Raw genomic sequence first — 23,488 nt, 5'->3', positions numbered from 1 at the left:
GCGGCGGAGTGTATCTACTCCTGGACGTCCGTATTCTTGGGGGGTGCCGAAGCTGTGGAACGAGACGATCGACGCCCACCGCCATGCCGTGCGCGAGGCCATCCTGGACGCCACCGCCCAGCTGGTGGAGGCGGGCGGCCTGCGGTCGGTGACCATGTCACAGGTCGCCGAGCGGACCGGCATCGGGCGCGCGACGCTCTACAAGTACTTCTCCGACGTCGACGCCGTCCTCCTCGCCTGGCACGAACGCCAGATCACCGGACACCTCCAGCACTTGGCAGAAGTCCGCGACCGCGCAGGGACAGCCAGCGAGCGCCTTGAAGCCGTCCTTCGGTCGTACGCGGCCATCGCCCGGCAACGCCACGGCGGCGAACTCGCCACCTACCTGCACCAGGGCGAGCACATCACCCACGCCGAACGGCACCTGAGGGGCATCGTGGAAGACCTCATCACCGAAGGCGCGCAAGCGGGCGACCTGCGGGCCGACGTCCCACCCGCCGAGCTCGCGCAATACTGCCTCCATGCCCTGACCGCCGCCGTCGGCCTGACCTCCCAAGCCGCCGTGACCCGCCTCGTCGACGTCACCCTGGACGGCCTGCGCCCAGCTCCCTGACCCACGCAAGATCACCGCCCCTTCGCGCCCAGGTGTGCGGCGCAACGCCCTGCTTTACTCCCGCACAGTGCACACCGCCGTCGCCGCGTTCGCTGCCGAGGCCGTATCGGCCGGTGAGGCGGAGATGAGGTTCAGGCGCATCGCGCGGCCCCGGCAGATGCCGCCTGACCTGCAATCGGGGGAAGGCGGCTCAGACAAGACGGCGAATCCGTGCCACGGTCGCAGCATGGACAACATGCAGCGGATCTACCGCCGGTCAGAGAAGAACCTCATCCCCCGCCGCCCTTGCCCCGACTGCCAAACCCTCATCCGAGGCGTCTGGCAGGAGCATCCCGGGTTCAACGCCGACATCAATCCCCAAGGCGACGTCACATGGCGCTGCTTCGGGGAGCGCTGCATCACCGGAAAGGAAGGCTTCTAGCTCCAGCCGTAGATCGTGATCTCGATGGTGCGGGGCGCCGAGGCCAGCGTGGATCATCTCGCCCGAGATCGCCCACGCCATCACGGGCGTCGGCTCCTTCTTCGTCTACCCGAGTTCACCGAGACGGAGGGCGTCCCGTATCTCGCTGAGCTTCGCGGTCGTTGCCGGGGTACGCTCGTGCGCTTGTTCAGCGAGTCGGAGGGCATCGTCAATCTCGCTGAGCTTCAGGGAGGACAGGACGGCCTCGCGCTCTATCAGGTCGTCCCGGGACACAGTGGTCAGCCACGTGCACGGGGTGAAGCCTGGACGCGGGAACGCGAGCCTCAGCACGCCTTCGAACGGGAGTCCTTCACCGGCGCCCACCATCACTTCGATGCCCAGACCGCTGATGTCGACGCCCGCCGGAGCAACGACCTGCATCACCCGGATCCCGGACGTGTCCTCTCCCGACAGCAGTACGACCAACCTCCGCTCGTCGAACTGAACCCACCAGACTTCGCCACGTTGCACAAGTCCTCCAAATACAGGACGGCAGGCAGACACTGCGCGACCCTGACGCGCTGTGGAGACGGGCGCGGCCACCGTTGATCATCGGTGTGTGAAGACAAACGATCATGCAGTGGCCGCAGGTCACAGCGTAGACCCTGCCCGCTGGCAGGAAGCGTTCGAGGGCCTGATGAGCCGGATAGCGGGACGGTTCACGCGGGTGGAATCCCGGCGCCGGGCCCGGAAGTTGGTACTCGTCCTGCTGTCCGACCTGCCGCGCAAGAACTGCTGGACCATCGCCGAGTGGGCCGGGGACAAAACCCCGGACGGCATGCAGCACCTGCTCGGGCGGGCCAAGTGGGACGCCGACCAGGTCCACGACGACGTGCGCGCCTACGTGATCGAGCATTTGCACGACGACGAGGCAGTCCTGGTTGTCGACGAGACCGGCGACGTGAAGCAGGGCACCGACACTGTCGGTGCTCAGCGGCAGTACACCGGCACCGCGGGCAGGATCGAGAACGCCCAGGTCGCCGTCTATCTGGTCTACGCCGGCCGCCGCGGGCACGCCGCGGCGGACCGGGAACTGTACGTTCCGCGTTCCTGGGCTCCGACCCCGACCGCTGCCGGGCAGCCGGCCTTGGCGACAAGACGGAGTTCGCGACCAAGCCGGAGCTGGCCGCTCGCATGGTCACCCGATTCCTCGACGCCGGCCACCGGGCCGCCTGGGTCGCGGGAGACGAGGTCTACGGCGGCAACCCGAGGCTGCGCGCCGCGCTGGAGGAACGTGGCACCGGCTACGTCCTCGCGGTGGCCTGCTCGCACGAAGTCACCACAGGCGCCGGGAAGTTCCGCGCCGACATGCTGGCCGTTGAGCGCGCCCGATCCCCGGCTGCGTCCGCGCCGCCCATCCCGCCCTCCCTCATCCTCAACTCCAGCCAGGGCATGGGCGAAGGGGGTCGCAACGGGGATGTCAGCGGCCCGACCACGCCGTACACCCGTGGTGACCTGGGCGGACTCCAGGGCGCTGCGAAGGCCGGCGCAACCCCTACCGCAACACTCAGCGCAACATCTGCCGCAACCCTCAGCGCAACACGGGGCCTTATGAGGTGAAGCGGCGGCCGGGCGGGCTGGTCACCGTGTCGCCCTGCGATCGGTGCCCACGATCTGGAGTTGGTCGCCGGTCGCGCGCACGACCAGGTCCAGGACGTCGTCCAGGGCGAGCCGCAGCTCGCGTCCGTCCTCCGACACGGCACGGTCGGACCCGTGGTCGGGGCGATGGTCTGGCGTGGAGGGCTCTTGGGCGGACCCAGACCTCCGCCCGGGCCGGATCAGACAGCGGGATTATGGGCTGCTCCTGAGCGCGGCGTGGGAACTGCGGCCGACTGCCGCAGTTGGTCGGGAAGAAGATCGCCGTGGCGGTGCCGGAGGTAGGCAAGGGCCTGTTCGAGGGAGGGGTTGTGGTCGATGCTGCCTGGGCTGTCCGTCCCAGGCACCGGCTGCGTGTCGATCCGCCACGTCGTCCGACGGCTGATCTCCGAGTCGATCGTCGTGCGCATCAGCTGGCCGTCCACTGCGCGAGCTGTGCTCGTCCAGCGCGTCGCATCACCCAGCGCGAAAGCCCGCAAGCGTCCGCGGCCGGCCTTCCCATGGAGCGGACGCTGCAGCCGGTCGGTTGTGCCACCCACCCGCTTGTCGGAATTGCCGACCTGCTTGAAGGCAGTCCGCGCCTTCTCCGGGGTGATGCCGTCGCCGTTGTCGGCAACGACGATCTTGTCTACGCCCGTGGTGCCAGATCGCTCGATGGTCACGTCGACTTTGGTGGCGTCGGCGTCGAGGGAGTTCCACACCAGCTCCAAGACAGCCTTGACGGCTTCTCGCTCGTGCGAGAGCTGACGCACCAGGTCGTCCCCGGCTTCCAGAAGTACGTGATCCGCCATAACAGCGCATCCTTCAACAGGCCGGAACGGATTGTCCATCCCGCATCAACGCCCTGTAACGCCTCCCAGCATCTACGGCTTGGCGGTACAACCGTTTCCTGACGGCGGCAGTCGACTATCCGCCCCGAGCAACAGCCCCGAAAGATCTCATGACCATCCCGCCTCCCGCCGACGCACCCCAGCCCGAGGTAGCGCAAATTCCTCCCGGCGCGGCCGAACTGCTTGAAGGGATGAGCGAGGAGCAGGCAGCTTTGACACTCGGCCTGGGCGTGCTCGTGCAGCGCGCTGCCGAAACCGAGTACATCCTGCACGGCCTGTACGCCCACCTCGGTGGCGTCGAACGGCCCTACACAGACAAGCCCCACGAGACGGTGAAGCACTTCATCACCAAGGCCAAGAACCGGCTGACTGCCCCCGCCAACGAACGAATCCCCGCTCAAGCACGTGCCGCTCTGCTGCATGACCTAGACCTGTGCACGGCCAGCTTCGAGGAGCGCAACCGGTACATCCACAGCTGCTGGGTTTACGACGACGATGTCCATGGGTGGCGGACCATCAAAGGAACGAGGGGGCTCAGTCGTCCCGACATCGGCCTGGTGTCCAGTGAGGATGTCTGGGACCTGGCCAGCGAGTTCGCCCGCCTGCGATACAAGCTGGTCGCCTAGGACGCCCACTTCTTCGGCGCCCCTGGTGACCCGGATCTGGGGGTGCCTCCCGCATCCTCGAAGCGTCTGTGATCCACCGTTCGCCGCCGCGCACCAGGGCTGTTGAGCCACACACGGCCAGGCGGCACGGCGGGGTTTGGCGGACTCAGCGGCGACGGAGTCCCTCGGACCAGTCCCGGAGCCGGTCTTCGAGGGGGAGGTTGCCCCCACGGCTCACGGTCTGCAGCAGCTGGGCGCACACGGTCGCTTCGGCGGCGAGGCCGGCCAGGCTTCCCAGGACGGGGAAGGCGTCGCGGACGCGGGCTGCGGTGTCCGGCTGGAGCAGCGAGTTGGCGTAGAGCAGTGCAGCAGACGGCTCAGCGGTGGCTGCATGAACGCGGTGAGGGCATCGGCCTCGTCGAAGATGACGGTCCGCCCGGACAACGCCAGCAGGCGCAGCGCGCTGAAGCGGACCAGCAGGGCCGCCACGAGAGCCTGGTCGTGGGTGGCGACCGTGAACTGGGCCAGCAGCGCCCTGTCCCAACCGCGCAGCCAGCCGTCCGGGACAGTCACCCGCTGTTCGATCCGCTCCACCGGCCCGTCCGCATCGTCGGCATCGTCGAGGCAGTCGGGCCAGAACTCGTCGGTGCTCGACGGCTCATGGGCGGCCAGGCGGTGATCGGTGTAGGCGGTGTTGAGATAGCTGTGGCTGTGCACCAGGGATACCGGAGCATGATCGGGGCAGTGCGCGGCCACATACGCTTCGAGGACGTCGTAGGCGGCGTCTGTGGTGGCGGTGGTGGGCGGTAGCCAGGCGATCCCTGCGGTGTCGCCGTCGGCGTTGAAGATGCGTGCGGCTTCCAGTCCGGCGACGGTTTTCCCGCCGCCGGTGGCATCAGTGACCACCACGATGCCCGGCCCCTTCTCCCCCCAGCACGGGCATGACTTGCTGGATCAGGGAGGCCTGCAGGTCATTCGGCGCCGCAAGACCGCCGTGGGCTCGGGTGAAAGGCACCTCGGGCAGCGTGATGCGGGCCAGACCGGACTCATCGAGCACGCCCGGGGCGTCATTGATGGCCTGGGCGTAGTGCGCGCCCGCTCCGAACGCGGGTGCCCGGGCCTTGGGCAGCCAGTAGGGGCGCTGGCTGGCCAGCCGGTCGGCGATCACCCCGACTCCGGTGATCAGTACCGCACCGACACCGGGGCGGGCACCGTGGTGGCGCCGGTCAGGCGGCGTACCAGGGCGAAGTAGCGACGCCGCAGATCCTGCCAAGCCCGCCCTCCCAGTGCCGCGTCGACGCGGGCCTTGGAAGCCGCGCCGTCGATGTCGACCCGCAGGAACCCGCCTGAAACTCAAGCGGCTCGTCGAACGCGGGATCCTGGCCGAGACCGAGCAGGGCTTGTTCACCCATCCGCGGCCGTAAGCCGCCCTGCGTCGCCGCGACCTGCCCGCCCACCCTCAACGAAGCAGCAAATCAGGCGTCAATCCTCATACCGCCCTCTCAGCGACGCCTCGGCGTCAGACGATAGCCAGCAACGATGATTCTGTCTTGTGTCCTTGTCCCGGGTGCGCTCCCGATTGCCCCGGCTCGTCTTCCCCACCCCCACAGCCCGCTCACCGGCGGCTAGTTGCCGAAGCCGTACCCGACCGCAAAGCCGCGACACGACGTAATCCAGCCGACACAGCGGCATGCAGCGAAGCAGGGGCACACTCCGGTGCGGCACCTACGAAACGCGCAGGGGCAGCCTCGTCGCCTCGGTGGGGCTCTCCGATCGCGAGGCTGTCCAGCTCGGGACTGATCCGAGCTTCATCATCGACTCGGACACGTCCACCGACGGGTCATGAGTCAGCAGAGCGGAGCGAGAGCAGCACGGCGCGCAACCGGATCGGGTGACATTGAGTTACCGCGAACGGCCCAACAGCGTTCTTGTCATGCAAGCTGATGAAGTCACACGACAAGGACATCTCCCTGTGAATCTTTCGTCTCGCGCCGCCCTTCTCGCCCTTGCCGCGGCCGCCGCCGTCGGTACTTCCGCCGCTCCCGCCGCCGCGGGTGGCATCGGCGCGATCGGACTGCCGGCCCACGACAACTACTGCGCGAACGTCGGGCAGCAGTCGCAGGCCGACCGCACCCACGAGGGCGTGGCCCCGTTGGGCGCCAACCTGGTGCAGGCGCCGCTGCTCATCCAGCGCAACAGGTGCGCCAACACCGACTACGGCACCGGGCTGGGCGGGCCGCTGGGCGCGTGACGGAGCACGGAGGACAGCGGTGACCGAGACGGTTGTGGCAGCAGACTCGCACGTGGTGGTGGTGTCGCTGCGCAAGAGCGGCACCCACCTGATCGGTGAGGTGATGAAGGCGCTGGGCTATGCGCCGTTCGGCGCCGTACGGGCGTCCGTCGACGTGGAGTTCGCCGACCCGGTACAGGTACGGCGGCTCCTGGAGGTCGCCTACGGGTCCGAGGAGGCCGCACGGCTGCTCGGCGGCCACGACCGAACGGCGCTGACGGCAGCGTTCGAGGCCGTCGTCGCGGCCCTGCACAAGGTGTGGGCGATCCGGCTCGGGGCGCCCACACCGCTGTCCCTGCCCGGCGTTCCCGGGGTGGACGCCGGCCTGGTGGGGCGTCTGCTATGCGCACCGGAGGCCGCCGACTTCCAGCTGCTGCCCGGCCGGTGCTGCTGGTTCGTCCACCAGCTCGACCTCACCGCCGCCGACCCCGCCTTCCTCAACACCTGGCTCGACACCGGCAGGCCGAGGATCATCTTCAACTACCGGAGCCTGCCGGACATCCTCGTCTCCACCATCAACTTCCTGATCCGCGACGCGCCACCGGACCGGCCCGACCCGGTGGGCACCTTCCCCGACCACCGCGTCTACCGCGACATCCTGCGCTCCCTGCCCGACATGGACGCCCGACTCCACCTCGCCCTGACCGACCCCGGCTTCCCCGGCATGGAGACGGCCCGCCGTTCCCTGTGGCTGCTGCGCCACCCGGCCGTGTGCAAGGTGTCGTTCGAGGAACTCATCGGGCCTCACGGCGGCGGCACCAGCATCGCCCAGCAGGCCGCCGTCGCCCGCATCGCCGACTTCCTCGGCAACCACGCCGCCCACCCCGCCACCATCGCCGAGCAGATCTTCAACCCGAACTCCTTCACCTTCCACCAAGGCAGGACAGGAACATGGCGCGAGAACTTCGGCCCGCGCCATGAGGAACTCCTCCAGCGCAACTACGGTGACGTCGCGTCTGCGTACGGAGCCCCAGAGCCACGAACTCCTCCGCCTGCTACGGGCCTTGATTCTTCCGCCGCCCCGACGTGACCGCGCCCGCCTCTTTTCGGGCCCCAGAGTTTAGACAGCGGACATGCATCGCTGGCACCTCCCTCACCAGCTGTCGGCAGCCGGTCGCACCGGCGTACGGGAGCTCTTCCCGGGTCAGGCGCCGCTTGGACTACCCGGCCGGGCCGCGCCGGTGCCCGGTCTGCCATGCCTGCACGGCGGCCGCCAAGTGCTCCTGCAGCTCGGCTGGCATCGGCTGCCCGGACGCGGTCGCCGTGACAGCCTCGGCGACCGTCCGCAGTTTCACGTTGGCCCGCTGTGGGAGATGCCACCAGCATCTCCCGCGCGTCCTGCCGCTCACAGGCGAAGCCCGTCATCAGCACACCACGGGCCGTGTCGATGACCGGCCGGCTCTCCATCGCGTGCTCGCCGGAGCCTGCTCCGGCCCTGATCAATCGGGGGACTCTGCATCGGACCGATTCTGCGTCGGTCTCGAACCGAAGCGTGGCGCGGTAGGTGATCGATGGGCGCTAACGGGACAGGAACACTGATGCCGCAGCCGCGAGCAGCGGACCAACGACCGCCAGGTTCGTCTGGATGTCGCTGAAGACCGTGCGGTCCACCCGAAGCGCAGCCTCGATCCTTGAGCGTTGATCCAACACGTCAGCGAGCTCCCCGGGGCCCACCGGCCCAAGGGGGTGGCAGATGTCCACCAGCTCCATGCCGCGCTGCCGCAGCCGAGCCGCGATCGGGACGTACACGATCGCCACGAGAGCCGAGCTGTTCGCTCCGAAGACCAAGGTCGTCTCGACGCTGACATGACCAGTCATCCGCTGACTGGTCGCCTCTACAACCACCAGCAATGCCACGATCCCGCCCCCTACGGAGAGCAAAGACTGCAGCAGCCGACCAGCCCGGATCAGATGATCCACCTGCAGACCCGGTGCGGCCGCAGCCACATCAGCGCGCACCGCGGTCGTACGTCCCACAGCGACCATCGTTGCCGCGGCTGGCGACAGCCCCGCCGACGCCAGCACGATCAGAACCGCGCCCCGCCATGCGTCAAAGTCCCTCAGGAGCAGCGGGACCAAGAGCACAACGCCGATCACATACACCGGCAGCAGTGGCCGCACCACGGCCGACCACGAAACGCCTCCGAACTCCCTGAACTCAGCCCACCGCCGCAGCCCATGGACGAACGCCGCGCCGCTGGCCCCGGCAAGCGCCAGCACGGCAGCGACCCAGATCAACCACGCGTCCTCGCCGCGATGCGCGGAGCTGAGCACCACCACCAGCCCAACCACCTCGGCCAACGGCACTGCCACAGCGACCGCTCCCGGAAACGGCGGATAATGTCGCACAGTCACACACCCCCCGCTGCCTTAAGCCACGTGCCCGGCGCTGCTCCAGCATGCCGCGAACCCGTAGGAGAAGACATCCCACTTCCGCGCGCCGGGGCGAGCAGCTCCTAGAGGTACGGACTATCAGCGTTGCGCCACGACGGGCGCGTAGCTCGCCCATTGGCCGCCGACCTTCCAGCGGTCGACGGGGACGACGCTGATGTCGAGTAGCCGACTGATCGCGGCCTCGGGTAGGGCTCGGCTGAGGTCGCGCAAGGCTGAGTGCTCTTTGTTGTGATCAACGTCGACTTCAGCGAGAAGACATGATCACGCAAAGGCCGCCCTGCGGTCTGCAGAACGACGAAGCCCGTGGTCAGCTCAACGAGCTGACCACGGGCGGACCTTAGACGCCAAGCTAAGGTGCCGCTGTCGCCGGAAAAGGTGGAGCGGGTGGGCAAGTTCCTCGCGGGGGCCGGGCTGCTCTAGCAGCCCGGCCCCCGTCCCCCGGTTTCCCCCGTTGTTCTCCTACGGATCTAGCTCATGGAGTCCGAGGCGCAGCGAGACCCGCTGTCCCACGGGTACTTCTTGCCCAGGCAGACGTACACACGGACCGTCCCGCTGCCCGCCCCGTTGGACTCCCAGGAAATGGGCGCCCCACCGGAGGTGGAGGTGTCGTCCACTGCGAGCGGGCCGTAGCGGCCGTTCGCGTCCACGACGTACGCGCGGGCCGCGGCACCGTCGGCCTGGTGGTCCTGTACGTAGTTGTAGTAGCCGTCGTCGAAGTAGGCGTGTCCGCTGCTGGGCTTGCACACGGTCGCCCGCACGGTGCCGCCGGACAGCCCCTGGGAGTTGGCCACGGTGGCGCGCACCGTCTCGCAGCGGACGGCGGCGTGGGCCTGGGCCGGCAGCGCGACGCCGAGGGCGAACAGGGCCGTGGTCACTCCGGTCAGCGAGGCCGTGGCCCGCCAGGTGCCTCTTGCCATCGTTCGAGTCCTTTTCATCGGTTTTCCTGGTGGTCGGTGGCAGTGCTGGTGTGGGTGTCGGTGCCCGCGGGTCAGGCGGCCCAGCTGCCGGTGGACTTCGCGTCCGAGCGGAACTCGAAGGCGAACAGGGCGCCGTCCCGCACGTTCCTCGCGATGACGTTCCACTGCCCGGCGCGGGCGAGGGTGTAGTTCGCCTGGCACTCCAGGCGGCCGTTGGTCTCGAAGCAGACCTTCACGTAGCGGTTCGTGTTGGGCTTGATGTTGATGTCGGCGCACGCGCTTGAGGTGCTGAACACATCGCCCGCCGGGAGCCAGTACGTTCCGGCCGGCTTGAGGTAGCTGTTCGCGCTGCCGTAGCAGGAAGCCGGCGCGATGTCGTGTGCCTGGGCCGCCGGAGCGAAGCCGAGGGCGCCGCCCGCGAGTACGGCCGATAACGCGGTCGCGGCGATGCGCTGACGCATGGGCATGAGGTATCCCCCTGGGATCGACGAGTCGGGTGGGTGGGTGCTCCGGCCGGGGCAGCACCGAGCCTGCCGGGGTGGGCCGGACAGGGACAAGAGCCATCGCTGTCCCGGACAGCCCACTGACTGTCCGGCCTGGTCAGCGCCTTGTCCGGGTCTTGTTCGGGTCTTGTCCGGATCATGAGGACCGTGGCGGGAAACGGGATTGTGCGGCCGTTCGAGCAGGGCCGACGATGTGCGACATGGAGATCAGCGGGGACGCGGGCCCCCAACAGGCGTGTGACACCGCCGAGTTCATCGCCGCCATGCGGGAGCTCAAGGAACGGGCGGGACTGACGTACCGCCAGTTGGAGGAGCGTGCCGCCGAGCACGGCGAGGTGTTGCCGCGCAGCACCCTGGCCGATGTGCTGCGCGGCCGGACCCTGCCGCGTCCGGAACTGCTGACCGCCTTCGTACGAGCCTGCGGGGACGGCGAGCGGGCGGCGCAGTGGCTGGCGGCCCGGGACGGCCTCGCCCGAGGGGAGGTCACCGAAGAGAGAGGCGCGGATCCGAGGCGGGGCGTCCGCCTCGGTGCGCGGGTGTTCGGGGTTCCCGTCCTGCCGGCGTCGGTGGTCCTGGTGGCGCTCCTGGCCGCCGCCGTCTGGGCTCTGGTCCCCTCCCGGGACGACGGCGGCTCGAAGGGCGCCGGGGGCAGGGACCTCGCCGCGGCCGACGCGCGGTCCCAGTTACCCAAGGGCCGTGTGCAGATCCGTCCGGCCCTGGCGAACGGCCTTTGTCTGACGGACGGTTACAGCAGCCGGTACAAGTCACTGGTCGCCGTGCAGCGGCCGTGCGACGAGGTCGCGCCCCAGGAGACGACGCTGGTTCCGCTCGGCGGGAACACCTTCCGGATCCGCTGGTACCACCCCGACCACGGCCCCGGCTGTCTGAAGGCCCTGGCCGGGGGGCCGGGTTCCGGGCTGCTGGAGCCGTGGGACGACTGCGGGAAGACGACCCCGTTCCGGCTCGCGCCGGCCGGGCCGGACGGAAGCCGACGGTACTCGCTGCGTATCGACGGCCGGGGCTGCGTGGCCATCAGTGACGCGGACACCTCGGAGGGAGCCGAGGCCGTGGTGGAGCCGTGCCGGCCGAAGGACAGCCAGGTCTTCGTCATCCGGTCGGCGCCGTGAGCTTGAGAGTTAACCTCGCCGTTCGAACACGACCCTCTGCCGTACCGGCTGGGCGTTTTCACCCGATTCAACCCCGGCGTGGGCGCGTTGATCGCGCGCGAAAGCGCCCGTCAAAGGTGTTCGAATCTGCAGGTTAAATCTCAAGCTAAGGGCTTGCAGGGAATCAAGGTGTTGCTTCCCGTCCTGAGGCTCGTTGATGTGGTAGGCGCATCCCGGACGAGACTCGTGATCAACTCGCTGTGAGGTTCGCGGTGTTACTCCCACACCTGAACGAGCGGCAGCGACGGTTGCTGATGGCTGCGGAGGCCCGGTCGCTGGGACACGGCGGTGTCCGGGCCGCGGCACAGGCGGCTGCAGTCAGCGAGACGACGGTCCGCAAGGGCGTGTTCGAACTCGAGGCGGGTGAGGAGCCACTGGGGCGGGTGCGGCGTCCGGGCGGCGGCCGCAAACGGGTCGCGGATATGAATCCAGGGCTGCGGCCGGCACTGTTGGCGCTGGTCGAGCCGGATGTGCGAGGCGACCCCGATGTCGCCGCTGCGGTGGACGGTGAAGTCCACCCGCACGCTTGCGCAGGAGCTGACCCGGGCCGGGCACCGCGTCAGTGCCGACACCTTCGCCGACCTGCTGCGGGAGGAAGGCTTCAGCCTGCAAGCCAACGCCAAGACGATCGAGGGCAGCCAGCACCCGGACCGCGACGCCCAGTTCCCGCTATCTCAACGAGCAGGCCCGCGAACACACCCTGTGGGTGGAGCGCATCGACCATAAGATCGCAGCCCTTCAGAAGCGGCAGGCAGAACAGGAACACGGCCGGCGCAGCCGGCCGCGGCCGCCGGAGTGGATCGTCGAACTCGGCATCGGTGACGGACGACCGCCCATCGAAGTCCATGCCGGCGACTGCCACATGGCCGGCCACCGGCGCCGCCCCGTCAGCCGCGAGGAAGCCCGCCGACTGCTCGCCGCGGGACTGCGGGCCTGCATCCACTGCCAGCACGACACCCGGCTGCACATCCTCGACTTAGACACCCATGCGGTCGGGAGCTCGGCTCGAACAGCCGTGCCAAGGGGCGGGCTGTCCTGCGGTCGAGGTGGTGGGTACGTGTCACCCAGAAGGAAATGCGATGGCAACTCCCCCGCCCGCGGTCACCGAGCCGGACCTGTCCGCGCTTGTCTGCCCCGGTGACCAGGTCGGGCCGTGCTCCACATGCCACCGCAAGACGCACAAGTACGGCCGCGGCGGCCAGCCGCTGTGCCAGCGGTGCATGAGCCGCACCCTGGAGAAGTGGGGCCCAGGCGTGCGATACGTCAGCAGCCGTCAGCCCGACCGCGCCCCCGCCTGACGAACGGATGGCGCCCGACTCGGCCGGGTGAAGCCGCCGAAGTGGAAGAACTTCTGCGGGCGGCGACGCGTCGTGCCGTGCCGCGCATGAGGCCGATCAACGAAGCACACGTAGCAAAGCCGGGGCTGGCCGTCGTGGAGGTCGCGGCCAGCGACGACCAGACCGCCTTCGCCGTCCAGGAGCTGATCGCCGCGCAGTGGGCGACTGCGCCGGCGGACCGGTACGACCCGGCAGCCCGGTGAGCCCGGTGTACGGCTGCCCTGCTTCCTGGACCTGCGGCAGGAAACTGACACAGGTACTACCCGGAGGGGCCCAAACCTGGTGACCGGCTGACCGACGGTGGATGCTGTCAGCGCCAGCATGACCGGCCCCGTAGCCGGGGTCTCAACCTATGGGGTGCGACCGGTCACCTGGCGACAGATATCAAGGCTGAGCTCGCGCGCAGGCTGGAGTTCAACGGTGCCGTCTGGCCCCTGCCTGGGCTCTGCCCTCTGGGCCCTGCGCACCACCACCAGCTTCGAAGACGCGATACGCGCGGCGATCGACCTCGGCGGCGACACAGACACCGTCGCCGCGGTGACCGGAGGCCTCGCGGGGGCGTACTACGGGCTGGACTGGCAGATCTGCTCCACCTTGCACACTGCCTCGAAACCACTCAGAACTGAGACTCGGTTGCTACGGCCCTGTGTGGCGTTCGGCCCAATGTCCGACGCCAAAGTGCCACTGCGCGGGTCCCGGTGCGTACGTTGCCAGGGAGAGCAGGAGGCCCTGATGACCGATCACCCACACATCGCCGTGTTCCACCGTGTCCTGGCCGCCTTCTCGGTCGGCGACATGGATGCACTGGCGCAGGAATTCCACCCCGATGTGGTCTGGCACATCGGGGGCAGGAACCTGCTGACAGGTGACTACCAGGGGCCTACCAGGGGCGCGGGGACACCTTCGCGTTGCTCGGCCGGGAGTTCGAGCTGACGGGTGGCACGTACCGCGCGCAGCTCCACGATGTCCTCGCAAACGATGACCACACGGTTGCTCTGCTCCATGTCACGGCGTCACGTGAGGCCAAGGAGCTTGATCTTGGCCTCGCCCTCGTCTTCCACTTGAGGGACAACAGGATCAGCGAGAGCTGGGTCCTCCCTGTCGACTCGCGCGCGTACGACGAATTCTGGTCGTAGGACCGTCGCGCCGGACTCACACGCATGTTCATCAGGCGCCCCACGTCTTCCGTTCATGTTTTCAGTCACCGTGGTCCTTCGGAGTGCGGGAGCATCTCGCCGATACGTCGGCTTCCAGCCGCTGACCTGCGCAGTCTGGTTCAGAAACAGGTAGTCACGCTGGTGATCTGCCGACGGATAGGGGCTGTCGATGAGACAGGTGCAGCAGCCCGCATAAACGGCGAGCTGGTCGTATGGGTGCAAGGACGGCTGGCCTTCGAGTTGCTGCAGGACCGCATGCACGGCCGCGGCGCGGGAGCCGCCCGTGCCGCCAACACCTGGCCCGCCCACTTCGTCGTCTTCGACCTGCTGCGCCTGTCCGGCACGGACATCACAAGCTGGCCATACCATCGCAGACGCGCCGCCCTCACTTCGGTCTTCCACGCCCGCTGGCTCACCGCGCCGTGGACGCTGTGCCCGTGGACCACCGATCCCCAACAGGTCGCCGAGTGGCTGACCTGGGGCTCAGTTGGCATGGAAGGCGTGATCTACAAGAGGCTCAGTGATCCCTACCGGCCCTCTATGCGGGGCTGGTTGAAGTACAAGCCGCGCGAAACCACTGAGGCGATCGTCGGCGCGATCACCGGCTCCCTGATCGCACCCCGCACCCTCCTCCTGGGCCGCCTCGATGCCCGTGGGCGCCTGCAATACATCGGCCGCAGCACCACCCTCCCCACATCAGCCGGAACCGCACTCAGCGGGCTACTGTCCCAAGCCGCTCACCACCACCCATGGGCGGGCTGGTCCTTCTCCGCCGGGTGGGGCACGAAAGGCTCCCTGGACGTCACCCTTGTCCAACCCGACCTGGTCGTCGAAGTCCAAATCGACGTCGCTCGCGAGCCGTGGGCCGATGGCGCCACCCCGCACGACTGCACCGCACGCGGGCAGACCTCTCTCCCGGCGAGGTCACCCGGTTCGAAAACTGACCCGCAACGATCAAGCCCCCTCCAGCCTCGAAATTCACTCGATCATTCTTCGCGGAACGTCTCCTTCTGCCGCCCTCGTTCGACACACTGACATCGGCACCGGCCAAGCATCTGGAGAGCACAGGCTCTTCGGAGGCGAAGTACTGCGGAACGTCCGAGGGCCGGGACGTGGTGCCGCGCACGGCTGCCGAGTGAGTACACAAAGAAGCAGGCACGCGATCGGCCCCTCTGGCGTGCCGTTGTGCCTGTGTACGAGCTTCTACGCTCTGCTCTGCCGGAATTCCTGGGTTCCCTGGGTGCAGCCTTCACCCTTGCGATGCTGGCGACGCTCCGTAGGCCCGCGCGTCGAACACTGACCCGCATCCGCCGCGCCCACAACGCCGCTAGGTCGTGTCCGCAAAGTGGTTGGTGCGTTGGTCTGTTCGTGGTGCGTCGTCATGAGCTGACTGATGAGTCGTGGGCGGTGATCGAGCCGTTGCTGGCTCCGCCGCGGATGGGCCGTCCGGTGCGGGATCGCCGTCAGGTGGTCAACGGGATCTTGTGGAAGCTGTCGACGGGCGCGGCCTGGCGGGACCTGCCCGAACGCTACGGCCCGTGGAAGACGGTCTATGAACGCTTCCGCCGCTGGTCGGCCGACGGCACCTGGGACCGGCTGCTGGCCCATGTCCAGCAGCATTGCGACGCCGTGGGCAGTGTCGACTGGACGGTGGTGTGTGTGGACTCCACGACTGTGCGGGCTCACCAGCACGCGGCCGGGGCCCGAAAAGGGGGCTCTGGCCGGGTGAGGCGATCGGCCGGTCCCGCGGCGGGCTGACCACGAAGATCCACCTCGCCTGCGACGGGCAGGGCCGCCCGCTTGCCTTCACGATTACCGCCGGGAACGTCAACGACTGCACCCAGTTCGAGCAGGTCATGGCCCGCATCCGTGTCGGCCGGTCCGGGCCCGGGCGGCCCAGGACCCGGCCCGAGCAGGTTGCTGCCGACAAGGGCTACTCGTCCACGAAGATCCGCTCCTACCTGCGCAGACGAGGCATCAAAGCCGCGATCCCCGAGCGGATCGACCAGATCAACGGCCGCATCCGGCGCGGCGAGGGCCGCTGCCGGCTCGACCGGGCCGCCTACCGGCGCCGCAACCTCGTCGAGCGCTGCTTCAACAAGCTCAAGCACAACAAGGCCCTGGCCACCCGGTACGACAAACTCGCCCGCCACTACCAGGCCCTGGTCACCATCGCCTGCCTACGACTCTGGCTGCCCTGACATTGCGGACACGACCTAGGGCGGCCTGGCGCGAGCCCCTGCCACCGGGAGACGACCAGTCGAGCGTCTGAGCGCAACAACGGCCCCTCCGAGTAGGGGCCGTTTGTCATCAGGAGCGTTACGGGCGACCGGTGGAATCGATGCTTCCCATGGAGATACTCGTGGACTGCTTGCTCAGCCAGCCGATCGCGCCACCCCGTACCCGTATCAACAGGCATTCCGCGAACGCCCGGGCCCGGTATCGCAGCGGCTGGTCAAGGCACAACGTGAGTGCCTTGACCAGCAAGCGCCCCTCCTCGTTCCAGTGCCAGGTGAAGACGGAGTTCCTGCCGCGCTTTGCGTCGGCGCCCCCGTCCTGTCGGCATGAGTCATTCGAGCAAGCGAAAGGTGGCAAATACGGACACACAAAGCGTCATCCACACCACGAAGGCGCTGCCCCGCGTACATCACTGCCTCGGGCAAAGATGATCCAGAGGCGCGAGACAACATGCCGCCGACCAGGGCGACAAGCTGGCCGATCCTGTCGAAACCGGCGGCCCGGGCCGCGGGGACGGCGGGGTCGCTGTCCCACACGATGATGTCCACGGCGCGGGCGGTGAAGCACAGTTACATCAGGGGGGCCGGGGGCGTACTTGAGGGCGTTGGTGACCAGCGAGCTGACCACCAGCTGGACGAGGCGCGTGCGGGCACGGGCAGGTGATAGCCAGTGTGGGCCGGATCGAAAAGGCGATGGCGCGGTGGCGGGCGTCGGCCAATCCGGCCGCCGGGCTCATCGCTCGCTTCGGGGCACCCGGCAAAGACAGGTGGCTGGCAGGTCGTTGACGTATGGGAGTGGGGAGACACGTTCCGGCGCTTCATGAACTGAGCTCGTGCGGCGGATCTCAGGGGCGTAGGGAAATTCCCGGCGAAACCTTCACACTGGCCCGTCGCCGGACGCCTCCCGGGCGGGCGGACGACCCGGTCGGCTCGTGCGACCACCGATCACACCCTCACGATCCAGACATACCAGACATTCAGCTCGTAAGCGTCCGCAGGGGCACGGGGCCGGTCCTGGTCGTGCTCCGTCAGCTGGACCCGGGAAGGTTGGGCACCCGTCATCGACCTGCTGGCCCATGAACGCGAGGTCGTGGCCGTCGACCTGCCTGGATTCGGCGACAGCCCACCGCTGCCGGACGGCACCACCCCCACCGTCCAGGCACTGGCTGTCGAGGTCGCCACGTGGTTCTCCACGGCCGGCCTCACGCGCCCGCCCGTCGTCGGCAACTCGCTCGGAGGCGCCGTCGCACTCGAACTCGCCCGGGCCGGCGCGGTCGCCAACACTGTCGCGCTGTCCCCGATCGGCCTGTGGACGGGCCACGAGGCCGCCCACGCCCTCGGCTCGCTTCGCATCGCACGCACGATGGCGAAAAGTGTGGGACACCGCACGGCACGGGTGACCGGTAGCCCTCTGGGCCGTGCGCTCGCATTCTGGCAACTCGTCGCATACTCCTGGCGGATGACGCCGGAGGCAGCCGACGGCGCCCTCCGCAACCTAACCCGCTCACCCGGATTCGAAGCCACACGCCGGGCAGCTCGCACCTACCGGCTCCGCGGCTTCGCCCCTAGCGTCCCCGTCACCGTCGCCTGGGGCACCCGAGATCTCCTGACGCCCCTGCACCAAGCCCGCCGCGCCGCTCGGCTTTTGCCCGGAGCCCGTCATATCCGGCTGCACGGCTGCGGACACTCACCCATGTCCGACGATCCCGGCCGGGTTGCACGCCTTCTGCTATCCAACGGTAGCGACTGAGGCAGGGGCGCCAGCCCTCGACAGGGTCCCGTCGCCGCGTAAGCGCTTGTACCGGCCACCCGGCCCGCTCACTACGGGACCGGCATTCCGTCGCGGCTCAAGCGGCATCTGACGTGGCGCAGGCCCTGCTGCTGAGGATTCCCGGGCTGGACGACTCGGCAGACGCACACGTCCTCGGCACCACCACCGCCTCCGTACAGACCGCAGCAAGCCGCGCCGCCTGGCTGATAAGCCGTGCCTCGCATCCCGCCCCAGGCCCGGCGGGCACGACAGGGAACTGGCCTGCGGCTGGTGCTGACGCCATCACGGCGCTCGTCATCTGCGGGGCCCAGCGGATGCAGCGAGGACGCGCCCCGCCGCAGCAGGACGGCGTTGGCGAATGGGCCACACCGTGGGCGCGCGGACCAAGCTTTGTGCAACGAACAACCTTGATCGTTGACGGGCGCTGCTGCCGATCGGCCGGAGGGCCGCCGCCCCCGTAACACACGAGGGAACAGAGGCAGGACGTGGCGACACCGGCACTCCCTCGGACGGCGCAGCAGTCATCGCCGCCGCTCGCCGTCGCCCGCACTCGGATCTAACGTCGTTCACATCTGTCTTCGCACGTGAAACGAGGCACCGAGATGGCGATTCTGGTACTCAATAAGGCCGCAGGCTGGAATCAGGAGCTCTACCAAGCAACCTTCGACCGGGCGATCCCGGACCGTACGAATCCGCCCGCCGGGCTCATCGCCCACTTCGGGGCGCCTGGCGAGGCGGGCGGCTGGCAGGTCATTGACGTTTGGGAGTCGGAAGACGCGTTCCGGCGCTTCATGGAAGAGCAGGTCAAGCCGGCCGCGCAGGATCTCGGGGCACCACCGTTCGAGTCGAGGGTGGTCGAGGTCTACAACGCGCTGATTCCGTAACGACCGCGTAGCACGGTCCCGTGGCGGTCAACGAGCGACGCCCCCGACAATTCCGACCACTTCGACGTCCGTGGCACGGACCTGGCGCCGGCGTTTCCGGAGGTGGCCGCCGCTCGCGGGCAGCTGCCGGACGCTACGGCGCTGGACGGCGAGTTGGTGGTGTGGGAGGCCGGGCGGCTGGCGTTCGAGCGCCTGCAGGAGCGGCTGCAGCGGCGTGCTGCCGGAGCTTCCCGGCTCGCACAGGAGTGGCCCGCGCACTTCGTGGCCTTCGACGTGCTGCGGCTTGCCTGCCAGGACACAACAGCGTGGCCGTACTGGCGGCGCCGGGCGGCACTGGAGACATTGTTCACCGAGCGCCGACTGACGGCGCCGTGGGCACTGTGCCCGTCGACCACTGACCCAGACGTGGTCACCGAGTGGCTGACCTGGACGGCGGTCGGCCTGGAGGGACTGCTCTTCAAAGGACTCGACAGTCTTTATCTACCGTCGGTGCGCGGGTGGCGGAAGTACAAGGTGCGCGAGAGCCAGGACGCGATCGTCGGCGCCGTCACCGGCTCCCTCGCCACGCCCCGCAGTCTCCTCCTAGGGCGACTCGATACCGACGGGCGCCTGCGATACGTCGGCCGCAGCACGACCCTCTCGGCGGCCGCCAGCGCCGCCGTCGCCCCTCTGCTGTCCCCCACCGCCAGCGGGCACCCGTGGACGGGCTGGACGTTCTCCGCCGCGTGGGGAACGAAGGAAACCTTGACCGTCACCCTCGTACAGCCCGACCTGGTCGTGGAAGTCGACGTCGACGTCGCCCGGGACAGCGCCCGCCGCTGGCGCCACCCCACACGCTGGCACCGCACCCGCCCAGACCTCTCCCCCGACGAGGTAGCCCCCTTCGGCATCTGAACCCCCGGGGGCTGGAGACTTCTCCATCGTCTGCATCGCGCGGGCGGCGCAGCTGCGCCTTGCCCTCCAGCGCCACGCTCATAGGCTGGTGCTGCTCGGCGCCGTCGCGGAGGTCAGCCATGCCCCGATCGATATGTGTCCGGAGCTGTCTCGTTCGGTTTGGTCACGGTACCGATCAACCTGGCCAGCGCTACCGAGAACCACAGCATCAACTTCGGCTACCGCACCTACGACCACCCCGGCCTGAACCCCTACCGGCGCCGCCGCTCACCGCGGGCGGACAAGAACGGACGGTGGGAGGTCCACCACAACCCCTACGATCCGAACCGGGTGTGGGTGCGCCTGCCCGAGGGATGGCTCGAGGTGCCGTGGGTCCACGCGGGGGCGGTCCGGCGCCCGTTCACCGCGTTCACCTTCGACCACGTCCGCCGCACCGTGGAACGCCGGCATGGCCGTGAAGAGCACGAGGCCGCGATCGCCCAGGCACTCGATGCGCTGCTGCGCCGTGCCAGCCAGGGGCTGGGCAGCAGGCGAGAGCGGACGGTAGCCGCCCGGGCCCAGGCGGCCGCGCAGATGACCGATCCCTCCCCCGCCACCACCCCGCAGCAGTGGCCTGCGCCTCTCGCACCGGGGGCCTCGTTCGGGCTGCCCGGCTCCTTCACCGTCCCGCTTCAGGATGCCGACGGCTGGGACGCCGACGACATCGAGGACGACCCGGACGACGAGGACGACCTTCTCGCCGCCCTCGCCGACGACCAGGACGCCGCGGCAGGCCACGCGGATGAAGCATCCGAGCCGACGGCCGAAACGACCCAGGACCAGGCCGCTGAGCAGACGCTGGACGCCGCCGGGGCGGGCGGCATGCGCATCCACGACCCGTACCAGGAGGCCCAGGCATGGTGACAGCGGCCCAGCCCGCCACCACGAGCACTTTCAGTCCGCTGACCACGTGGGACGGATGGCAGCAGTTCGTCGACACGCCCCACACACCGGCACGGGACGCCGACGACCAGGAATGGACGCTGGAGCAACGGGAGGACTACCACGCACGGTTCGTGGTGCTGGGAGGCCAGCAGGGCGGAGCCAGACGCGGCCTGATCATCTCCGGGCCGGCCACCACCGGGAAGACCACCGCGATGTAGCAGCTCGGACGTACCGTCGAAATCGCCGACCGGCGCCGCCACCCGAACCAGGACGGGCGTCTGCCGGTCTGGTGCCGACTTCCGGCGGCTGTGGGCTCGACACCCCTTAGACATCGCTCCGTGCTCATGCTCCGCCGGACCTGGATCTCTGGCAACAACGGCCGTTGCATACAACCAGGACGTGCGGGCATCGGCGCCGCTTCTTCTTCTTTGACTGGCTCGCGGGCGCGATCAATCTGACGTCCGTCACCCCCACTGTCGCGTACGCGCAGGAGCTCGGGTTCGAGGTCGCGCCGATCGAGGCGCATGTGCGCCTGGAGGCATGCCGCTACCTGGATCCCTGGCACAACCGGCTGCGCGACGCGTACGTGGAGACCATGGCCGACCTCGGTGTCACCACCAAGATGGGCAACCAGGAATTCCTGGACGCGATGGCCGTGCACAAGCAGGTCGACCCAAACGATGGCGCTGCTACTGAACGCCATCAAGTCGACGGCGAAGGGCGGCATCGGCAAGTTGAGGCAGCGCAGCCGGGCCAGGTGACGTACAACGAGGAGTGGCCGGCGCTGAAGCACGAGACATGGCACCCGACATCCGGGCCGCCGTGCTGGCCACCGGCCGGATCGGGATGCACCGCAAGATCCTCAAGACCGCTGCCGCGACTGGCCGATACCACGTCGCGATTGGCACGGACTGTATTGTCTACCCCTCCACCGGCCCTTCCCCGCTGGACGTCCTGCCGTACACGGACGAGGGCAACCCCGTGTCGGGCACGTCCAGGGCCGATCAACCGTGCGGCATGCGACAGCAGGGCACCAGTGGTCGGGACGTACTTGAGTCGAGTCGAAAGCGGCGTGCTGGTCGAACGTGGCAGTGGTGGCATGAATCCGGCACCCCTTTCTCGGACGTCCGTTCACCCCGGCCACGTGATCATCCTGACCGGGTCGCCCGGAGCCGGCCTGCGCATCCCCAGGCACGTCCCGGCCGAGCCGATTCGCCGCCCGCTCGTACAAGGACGGCGCTCTCGTTTCCGTGGCAGCCAACAGCACTGTCAGGAGAGGCTCGTCGGCCGGAGTCTTGGCATCGACGCCCGCGAGAACATCCCGCAGAGCGCCCCCATTCAAGGATGAATCACTGCGGTCGCGCCTTCCGCAGGCGGGTGTACTCCTTCGCCTTCTCCACCCGTGCACGATGTGGGCCTCCGGGGCTCTCGCAACGCGAATCCGGGCCCTGGTCGCAGTCCGGGCATGTCACCTCGTACACGCGCCACGGGCGCGGAACGACCTTCGGATTCGTCTTCTGCCGGGCTTTCCGTTCGTCCAGGATCGGTTGTACCCGCGAGAACGCAGGGCTTGCCCTGTCTCGCGTGACAGCGCGGACAGCTCTGTTGGATCCAGTACCGGCGTGCTACCTGCTTGTGCAGCGGAGTCAACGGCAACTGCGCCCCGGCGGTGGCGCGCTGCTTCCAGGTGGCCACATCTCGGGCTTGTCCGGCAGTCACACGGTCTCCTGCCAAGGCCGCTGCCCGGATCAGATCCTCTACTTGAGAGCGCAGGTCGTGCGCGTAGGCGTCGTGGCGGCGCAGGCCTTTGAGGATCGTGCGAAGGCGGCTGGCGGCGTCCGTTGCCTCCCGCTCGGTAGCGCCTCTGCCGCGACTGCTTCCTGCGTGAGGTTGTCGAGGCCGGCGAAGTAGTCGGTCGCCCTCTCCACGATCGCGACCTCGGCGTCCGTGCGGTCATCCGAGGCGGTCACGTTGACGCGCATCAGCATCCTGCGCCCCTGCCCGGGCCGCTGATCGGACACCGCCTTGTCCAGGCGGGCGAAGAGCCTTTGGCGAATTCCGGCCTGCTCCTCCAGCCAGAGGTGCCCGTACCGAACAGCGCGGATCAGGGTCCGGCTCGATGCGGGGGAGACGACGGCCGGCGGATCCAGCAGAGCGAGCCGAGCGCAGGCCCCTGCGAGGTGGTCGGGGTTGGCGCTGAATAGGGCCAGGTCCTCGGCGAGGCGCAGGACACGGCCGTCGGATTCGGCGGCCGCGTGGAGCTGTTCGGCGGCGAGGTCGGCCAGGCGCGGGTTGTTGTGGACGACAGTTTGGAGGCTGTGTTCGTCGGATGGCGCATCGACGCACGAGCACAGCGGCCGGCACTCCCCCGCCACGGTCCACTTGCTTTATCCGATGCCTCGCCCACAGATGGGCGCATTGGGCTTTAATTTCACAATTGATGGTGATATGGGCCTGTCCAATCCGCACTCGAACGGAGAACGCCCCACATGCGCATCCGCAAGCTCCTGACCGTAACCGCCATGGCTGCCGCAGCAGTCCTCGGCAGCATTGGCCCAGCCACCGCCGCAGACGACGAGAACAGCGGCATCATCGTTCAATCCGCTTCCGGGAATGACCAGCCAGAGCATGTCGGACATGAAATGCCGAGCTCGTTGCCTGAGCACGGCGTGAATCGAATCGGGGGCATTTCCGACCAACGTGAGACTCCGGCCGCAAAGAGTCCTGACCAAGACGCAGGCGAAAGCCTACTGAGCAGGCTGCTCGGCTGAGCGAATAGCGCGGAGCTCTGACCTAATCCCGGTACACCCTTGCGGGGCCCTCGCCGCGCTCCCGCAGTTCCCCTCCGGACCCCAGATCCCCCTGCAGGGCGGCGTCCGCCCAGCGCGCGGCCTTCGCCACCGTGCGTAC

Annotated in this window: 29 protein-coding genes and 3 pseudogenes; 23 read left to right on the top strand and 9 right to left on the bottom strand. The window is 68.6% G+C overall.

The window, feature by feature from the left end; genetic code table 11:
* The first annotated feature begins 43 nt into the window (after positions 1 to 43).
* Together AB5J55_RS42700 and AB5J55_RS42695 are read left to right on the top strand one after the other, a co-directional pair.
* Entirely contained in the window at positions 44 to 613 is a 570-nt protein-coding gene (locus tag AB5J55_RS42700) for a TetR/AcrR family transcriptional regulator (protein WP_369275771.1), read from the top strand.
* A gap of 67 nt (positions 614 to 680) precedes the next feature.
* Positions 681 to 1,034 carry a hypothetical protein gene (locus tag AB5J55_RS42695; protein WP_369275770.1) on the top strand — a complete coding sequence of 118 codons (354 nt, stop codon included), beginning with the start codon at positions 681 to 683 and terminating at the stop codon, positions 1,032 to 1,034.
* Positions 1,035 to 1,139: 105 nt separating this feature from the next.
* Here AB5J55_RS42695 and AB5J55_RS42690 read toward each other — a convergent pair whose 3' ends face one another.
* Positions 1,140 to 1,544, bottom strand: coding sequence for a type II toxin-antitoxin system PemK/MazF family toxin (locus tag AB5J55_RS42690; RefSeq protein ID WP_266552357.1), 405 nt, complete (start codon positions 1,542 to 1,544; stop codon positions 1,140 to 1,142).
* A 166-nt stretch (positions 1,545 to 1,710) separates the two neighbouring features.
* On the opposite strand from AB5J55_RS42690, the pseudogene AB5J55_RS42685 reads away from it, so the two are divergent.
* Positions 1,711 to 2,633: pseudogene (locus AB5J55_RS42685) on the top strand (IS701 family transposase).
* A gap of 218 nt (positions 2,634 to 2,851) precedes the next feature.
* Here the strand turns inward: AB5J55_RS42685 and AB5J55_RS42680 are convergent.
* Positions 2,852 to 3,460 (bottom strand): ATP-binding protein, encoded by a 609-nt coding sequence (locus AB5J55_RS42680; RefSeq protein ID WP_369275769.1) that lies wholly within the window; start codon positions 3,458 to 3,460, stop codon positions 2,852 to 2,854.
* Positions 3,461 to 3,609: 149 nt separating this feature from the next.
* On the opposite strand from AB5J55_RS42680, the gene AB5J55_RS42675 reads away from it, so the two are divergent.
* The gene (locus AB5J55_RS42675) at positions 3,610 to 4,125 is read left to right on the top strand and encodes a hypothetical protein (RefSeq protein WP_369275768.1); all 516 of its coding nucleotides are present in this window, start codon (positions 3,610 to 3,612) and stop codon (positions 4,123 to 4,125) included.
* A gap of 213 nt (positions 4,126 to 4,338) precedes the next feature.
* Here AB5J55_RS42675 and AB5J55_RS42670 read toward each other — a convergent pair whose 3' ends face one another.
* A complete protein-coding gene (locus tag AB5J55_RS42670; protein WP_369275767.1) occupies positions 4,339 to 5,013 on the bottom strand; it encodes a hypothetical protein in 675 nt (224 codons plus the stop codon).
* Positions 5,000 to 5,272: a hypothetical protein gene (locus tag AB5J55_RS42665; protein ID WP_369275766.1), complete on the bottom strand. Its 273-nt coding sequence runs from the start codon at positions 5,270 to 5,272 to the stop codon at positions 5,000 to 5,002. The genes AB5J55_RS42670 and AB5J55_RS42665 overlap by 14 nt, the downstream gene beginning before the upstream one ends.
* Positions 5,273 to 6,076: 804 nt before the next feature.
* Here AB5J55_RS42665 and AB5J55_RS42660 point away from each other — a divergent pair.
* Positions 6,077 to 6,355, top strand: coding sequence for a hypothetical protein (locus AB5J55_RS42660; RefSeq protein WP_369275765.1), 279 nt, complete (start codon positions 6,077 to 6,079; stop codon positions 6,353 to 6,355).
* Between the two features lie 19 nt (positions 6,356 to 6,374).
* A complete protein-coding gene (locus AB5J55_RS42655; RefSeq protein ID WP_369275764.1) occupies positions 6,375 to 7,424 on the top strand; it encodes a hypothetical protein in 1,050 nt (349 codons plus the stop codon).
* Between the two features lie 130 nt (positions 7,425 to 7,554).
* Here the strand turns inward: AB5J55_RS42655 and AB5J55_RS42650 are convergent, their stop codons facing one another.
* From AB5J55_RS42650 to AB5J55_RS42635, 4 genes are all read right to left on the bottom strand, one after another.
* The gene (locus tag AB5J55_RS42650) at positions 7,555 to 7,689 is read right to left on the bottom strand and encodes a hypothetical protein (RefSeq protein WP_369275763.1); all 135 of its coding nucleotides are present in this window, start codon (positions 7,687 to 7,689) and stop codon (positions 7,555 to 7,557) included.
* Between the two features lie 223 nt (positions 7,690 to 7,912).
* Complete coding sequence (locus AB5J55_RS42645) at positions 7,913 to 8,707, bottom strand: hypothetical protein (RefSeq protein ID WP_369275762.1); 795 nt, start codon at positions 8,705 to 8,707, stop codon at positions 7,913 to 7,915.
* Between the two features lie 548 nt (positions 8,708 to 9,255).
* Positions 9,256 to 9,705: a hypothetical protein gene (locus AB5J55_RS42640; protein WP_369275761.1), complete on the bottom strand. Its 450-nt coding sequence runs from the start codon at positions 9,703 to 9,705 to the stop codon at positions 9,256 to 9,258.
* 71 nt (positions 9,706 to 9,776) lie between these two features.
* Positions 9,777 to 10,172, bottom strand: a complete 396-nt coding sequence (locus AB5J55_RS42635) for a hypothetical protein (protein ID WP_369275760.1) — start codon at positions 10,170 to 10,172, stop codon at positions 9,777 to 9,779.
* A 236-nt stretch (positions 10,173 to 10,408) separates the two neighbouring features.
* On the opposite strand from AB5J55_RS42635, the gene AB5J55_RS42630 reads away from it, so the two are divergent.
* From AB5J55_RS42630 to AB5J55_RS42555, 16 genes and pseudogenes are all read left to right on the top strand, one after another.
* Positions 10,409 to 11,335: a helix-turn-helix domain-containing protein gene (locus tag AB5J55_RS42630; protein ID WP_369275759.1), complete on the top strand. Its 927-nt coding sequence runs from the start codon at positions 10,409 to 10,411 to the stop codon at positions 11,333 to 11,335.
* A 293-nt stretch (positions 11,336 to 11,628) separates the two neighbouring features.
* Positions 11,629 to 12,071: pseudogene (locus tag AB5J55_RS42625) on the top strand (ISAzo13 family transposase); the annotation flags it as partial.
* 9 nt (positions 12,072 to 12,080) lie between these two features.
* The gene (locus tag AB5J55_RS42620; RefSeq protein ID WP_369276467.1) at positions 12,081 to 12,515 is read left to right on the top strand and encodes a DUF6233 domain-containing protein; all 435 of its coding nucleotides are present in this window, start codon (positions 12,081 to 12,083) and stop codon (positions 12,513 to 12,515) included.
* Positions 12,454 to 12,672 carry a hypothetical protein gene (locus AB5J55_RS42615; RefSeq protein ID WP_369275758.1) on the top strand — a complete coding sequence of 73 codons (219 nt, stop codon included), beginning with the start codon at positions 12,454 to 12,456 and terminating at the stop codon, positions 12,670 to 12,672. Before AB5J55_RS42620 ends, AB5J55_RS42615 begins: the two co-directional genes overlap by 62 nt.
* A gap of 86 nt (positions 12,673 to 12,758) precedes the next feature.
* A complete protein-coding gene (locus tag AB5J55_RS42610) occupies positions 12,759 to 12,914 on the top strand; it encodes a DUF6207 family protein (protein WP_369275757.1) in 156 nt (51 codons plus the stop codon).
* Positions 12,877 to 13,005, top strand: a complete 129-nt coding sequence (locus AB5J55_RS42605; RefSeq protein WP_369276466.1) for a DUF6207 family protein — start codon at positions 12,877 to 12,879, stop codon at positions 13,003 to 13,005. The genes AB5J55_RS42610 and AB5J55_RS42605 overlap by 38 nt, the downstream gene beginning before the upstream one ends.
* A 116-nt stretch (positions 13,006 to 13,121) precedes the next feature.
* A pseudogene (locus tag AB5J55_RS42600) lies at positions 13,122 to 13,287 on the top strand (ADP-ribosylglycohydrolase family protein); the annotation flags it as partial.
* Positions 13,288 to 13,443: 156 nt separating this feature from the next.
* Positions 13,444 to 13,644, top strand: coding sequence for a nuclear transport factor 2 family protein (locus AB5J55_RS42595; protein WP_369275756.1), 201 nt, complete (start codon positions 13,444 to 13,446; stop codon positions 13,642 to 13,644).
* A gap of 227 nt (positions 13,645 to 13,871) precedes the next feature.
* A complete protein-coding gene (locus tag AB5J55_RS42590; RefSeq protein WP_369275755.1) occupies positions 13,872 to 14,903 on the top strand; it encodes an ATP-dependent DNA ligase in 1,032 nt (343 codons plus the stop codon).
* A gap of 336 nt (positions 14,904 to 15,239) precedes the next feature.
* Positions 15,240 to 16,069, top strand: a protein-coding gene (locus AB5J55_RS42585; protein WP_369275754.1) for an IS5 family transposase whose coding sequence is annotated in 2 segments (ribosomal slippage) — positions 15,240 to 15,588 and positions 15,588 to 16,069 — 831 coding nt in all. Because the reading frame shifts where the segments join, the coding sequence is not laid out codon by codon here.
* Between the two features lie 1,096 nt (positions 16,070 to 17,165).
* Positions 17,166 to 17,855, top strand: a complete 690-nt coding sequence (locus AB5J55_RS42580) for an alpha/beta fold hydrolase (protein ID WP_369276465.1) — start codon at positions 17,166 to 17,168, stop codon at positions 17,853 to 17,855.
* 623 nt (positions 17,856 to 18,478) lie between these two features.
* Entirely contained in the window at positions 18,479 to 18,760 is a 282-nt protein-coding gene (locus tag AB5J55_RS42575; protein ID WP_369275753.1) for a hypothetical protein, read from the top strand.
* Between the two features lie 102 nt (positions 18,761 to 18,862).
* Positions 18,863 to 19,654, top strand: coding sequence for an ATP-dependent DNA ligase (locus AB5J55_RS42570; RefSeq protein WP_369275752.1), 792 nt, complete (start codon positions 18,863 to 18,865; stop codon positions 19,652 to 19,654).
* 159 nt (positions 19,655 to 19,813) lie between these two features.
* A complete protein-coding gene (locus tag AB5J55_RS42565; protein WP_369275751.1) occupies positions 19,814 to 20,557 on the top strand; it encodes a hypothetical protein in 744 nt (247 codons plus the stop codon).
* A complete protein-coding gene (locus AB5J55_RS42560) occupies positions 20,551 to 20,796 on the top strand; it encodes a hypothetical protein (protein ID WP_369275750.1) in 246 nt (81 codons plus the stop codon). The genes AB5J55_RS42565 and AB5J55_RS42560 overlap by 7 nt, the downstream gene beginning before the upstream one ends.
* Before the next feature lie 164 nt (positions 20,797 to 20,960).
* Complete coding sequence (locus AB5J55_RS42555; protein ID WP_369275749.1) at positions 20,961 to 21,926, top strand: hypothetical protein; 966 nt, start codon at positions 20,961 to 20,963, stop codon at positions 21,924 to 21,926.
* Positions 21,927 to 22,335: 409 nt separating this feature from the next.
* Here AB5J55_RS42555 and AB5J55_RS42550 read toward each other — a convergent pair whose 3' ends face one another.
* Positions 22,336 to 22,953 (bottom strand): hypothetical protein, encoded by a 618-nt coding sequence (locus AB5J55_RS42550; protein WP_369275748.1) that lies wholly within the window; start codon positions 22,951 to 22,953, stop codon positions 22,336 to 22,338.
* A gap of 114 nt (positions 22,954 to 23,067) precedes the next feature.
* Here AB5J55_RS42550 and AB5J55_RS42545 point away from each other — a divergent pair, with 114 nt between their 5' ends.
* Positions 23,068 to 23,349, top strand: a complete 282-nt coding sequence (locus tag AB5J55_RS42545) for a hypothetical protein (protein WP_369275747.1) — start codon at positions 23,068 to 23,070, stop codon at positions 23,347 to 23,349.
* Positions 23,350 to 23,488 lie beyond the last annotated feature (139 nt).

Source organism: Streptomyces sp. R11, from assembly GCF_041051905.1.
Lineage (GTDB): Bacteria > Actinomycetota > Actinomycetes > Streptomycetales > Streptomycetaceae > Streptomyces.
Note: the sequence above shows the minus strand (reverse complement) of the source record. Positions and strands in the feature narration are given on the sequence as shown.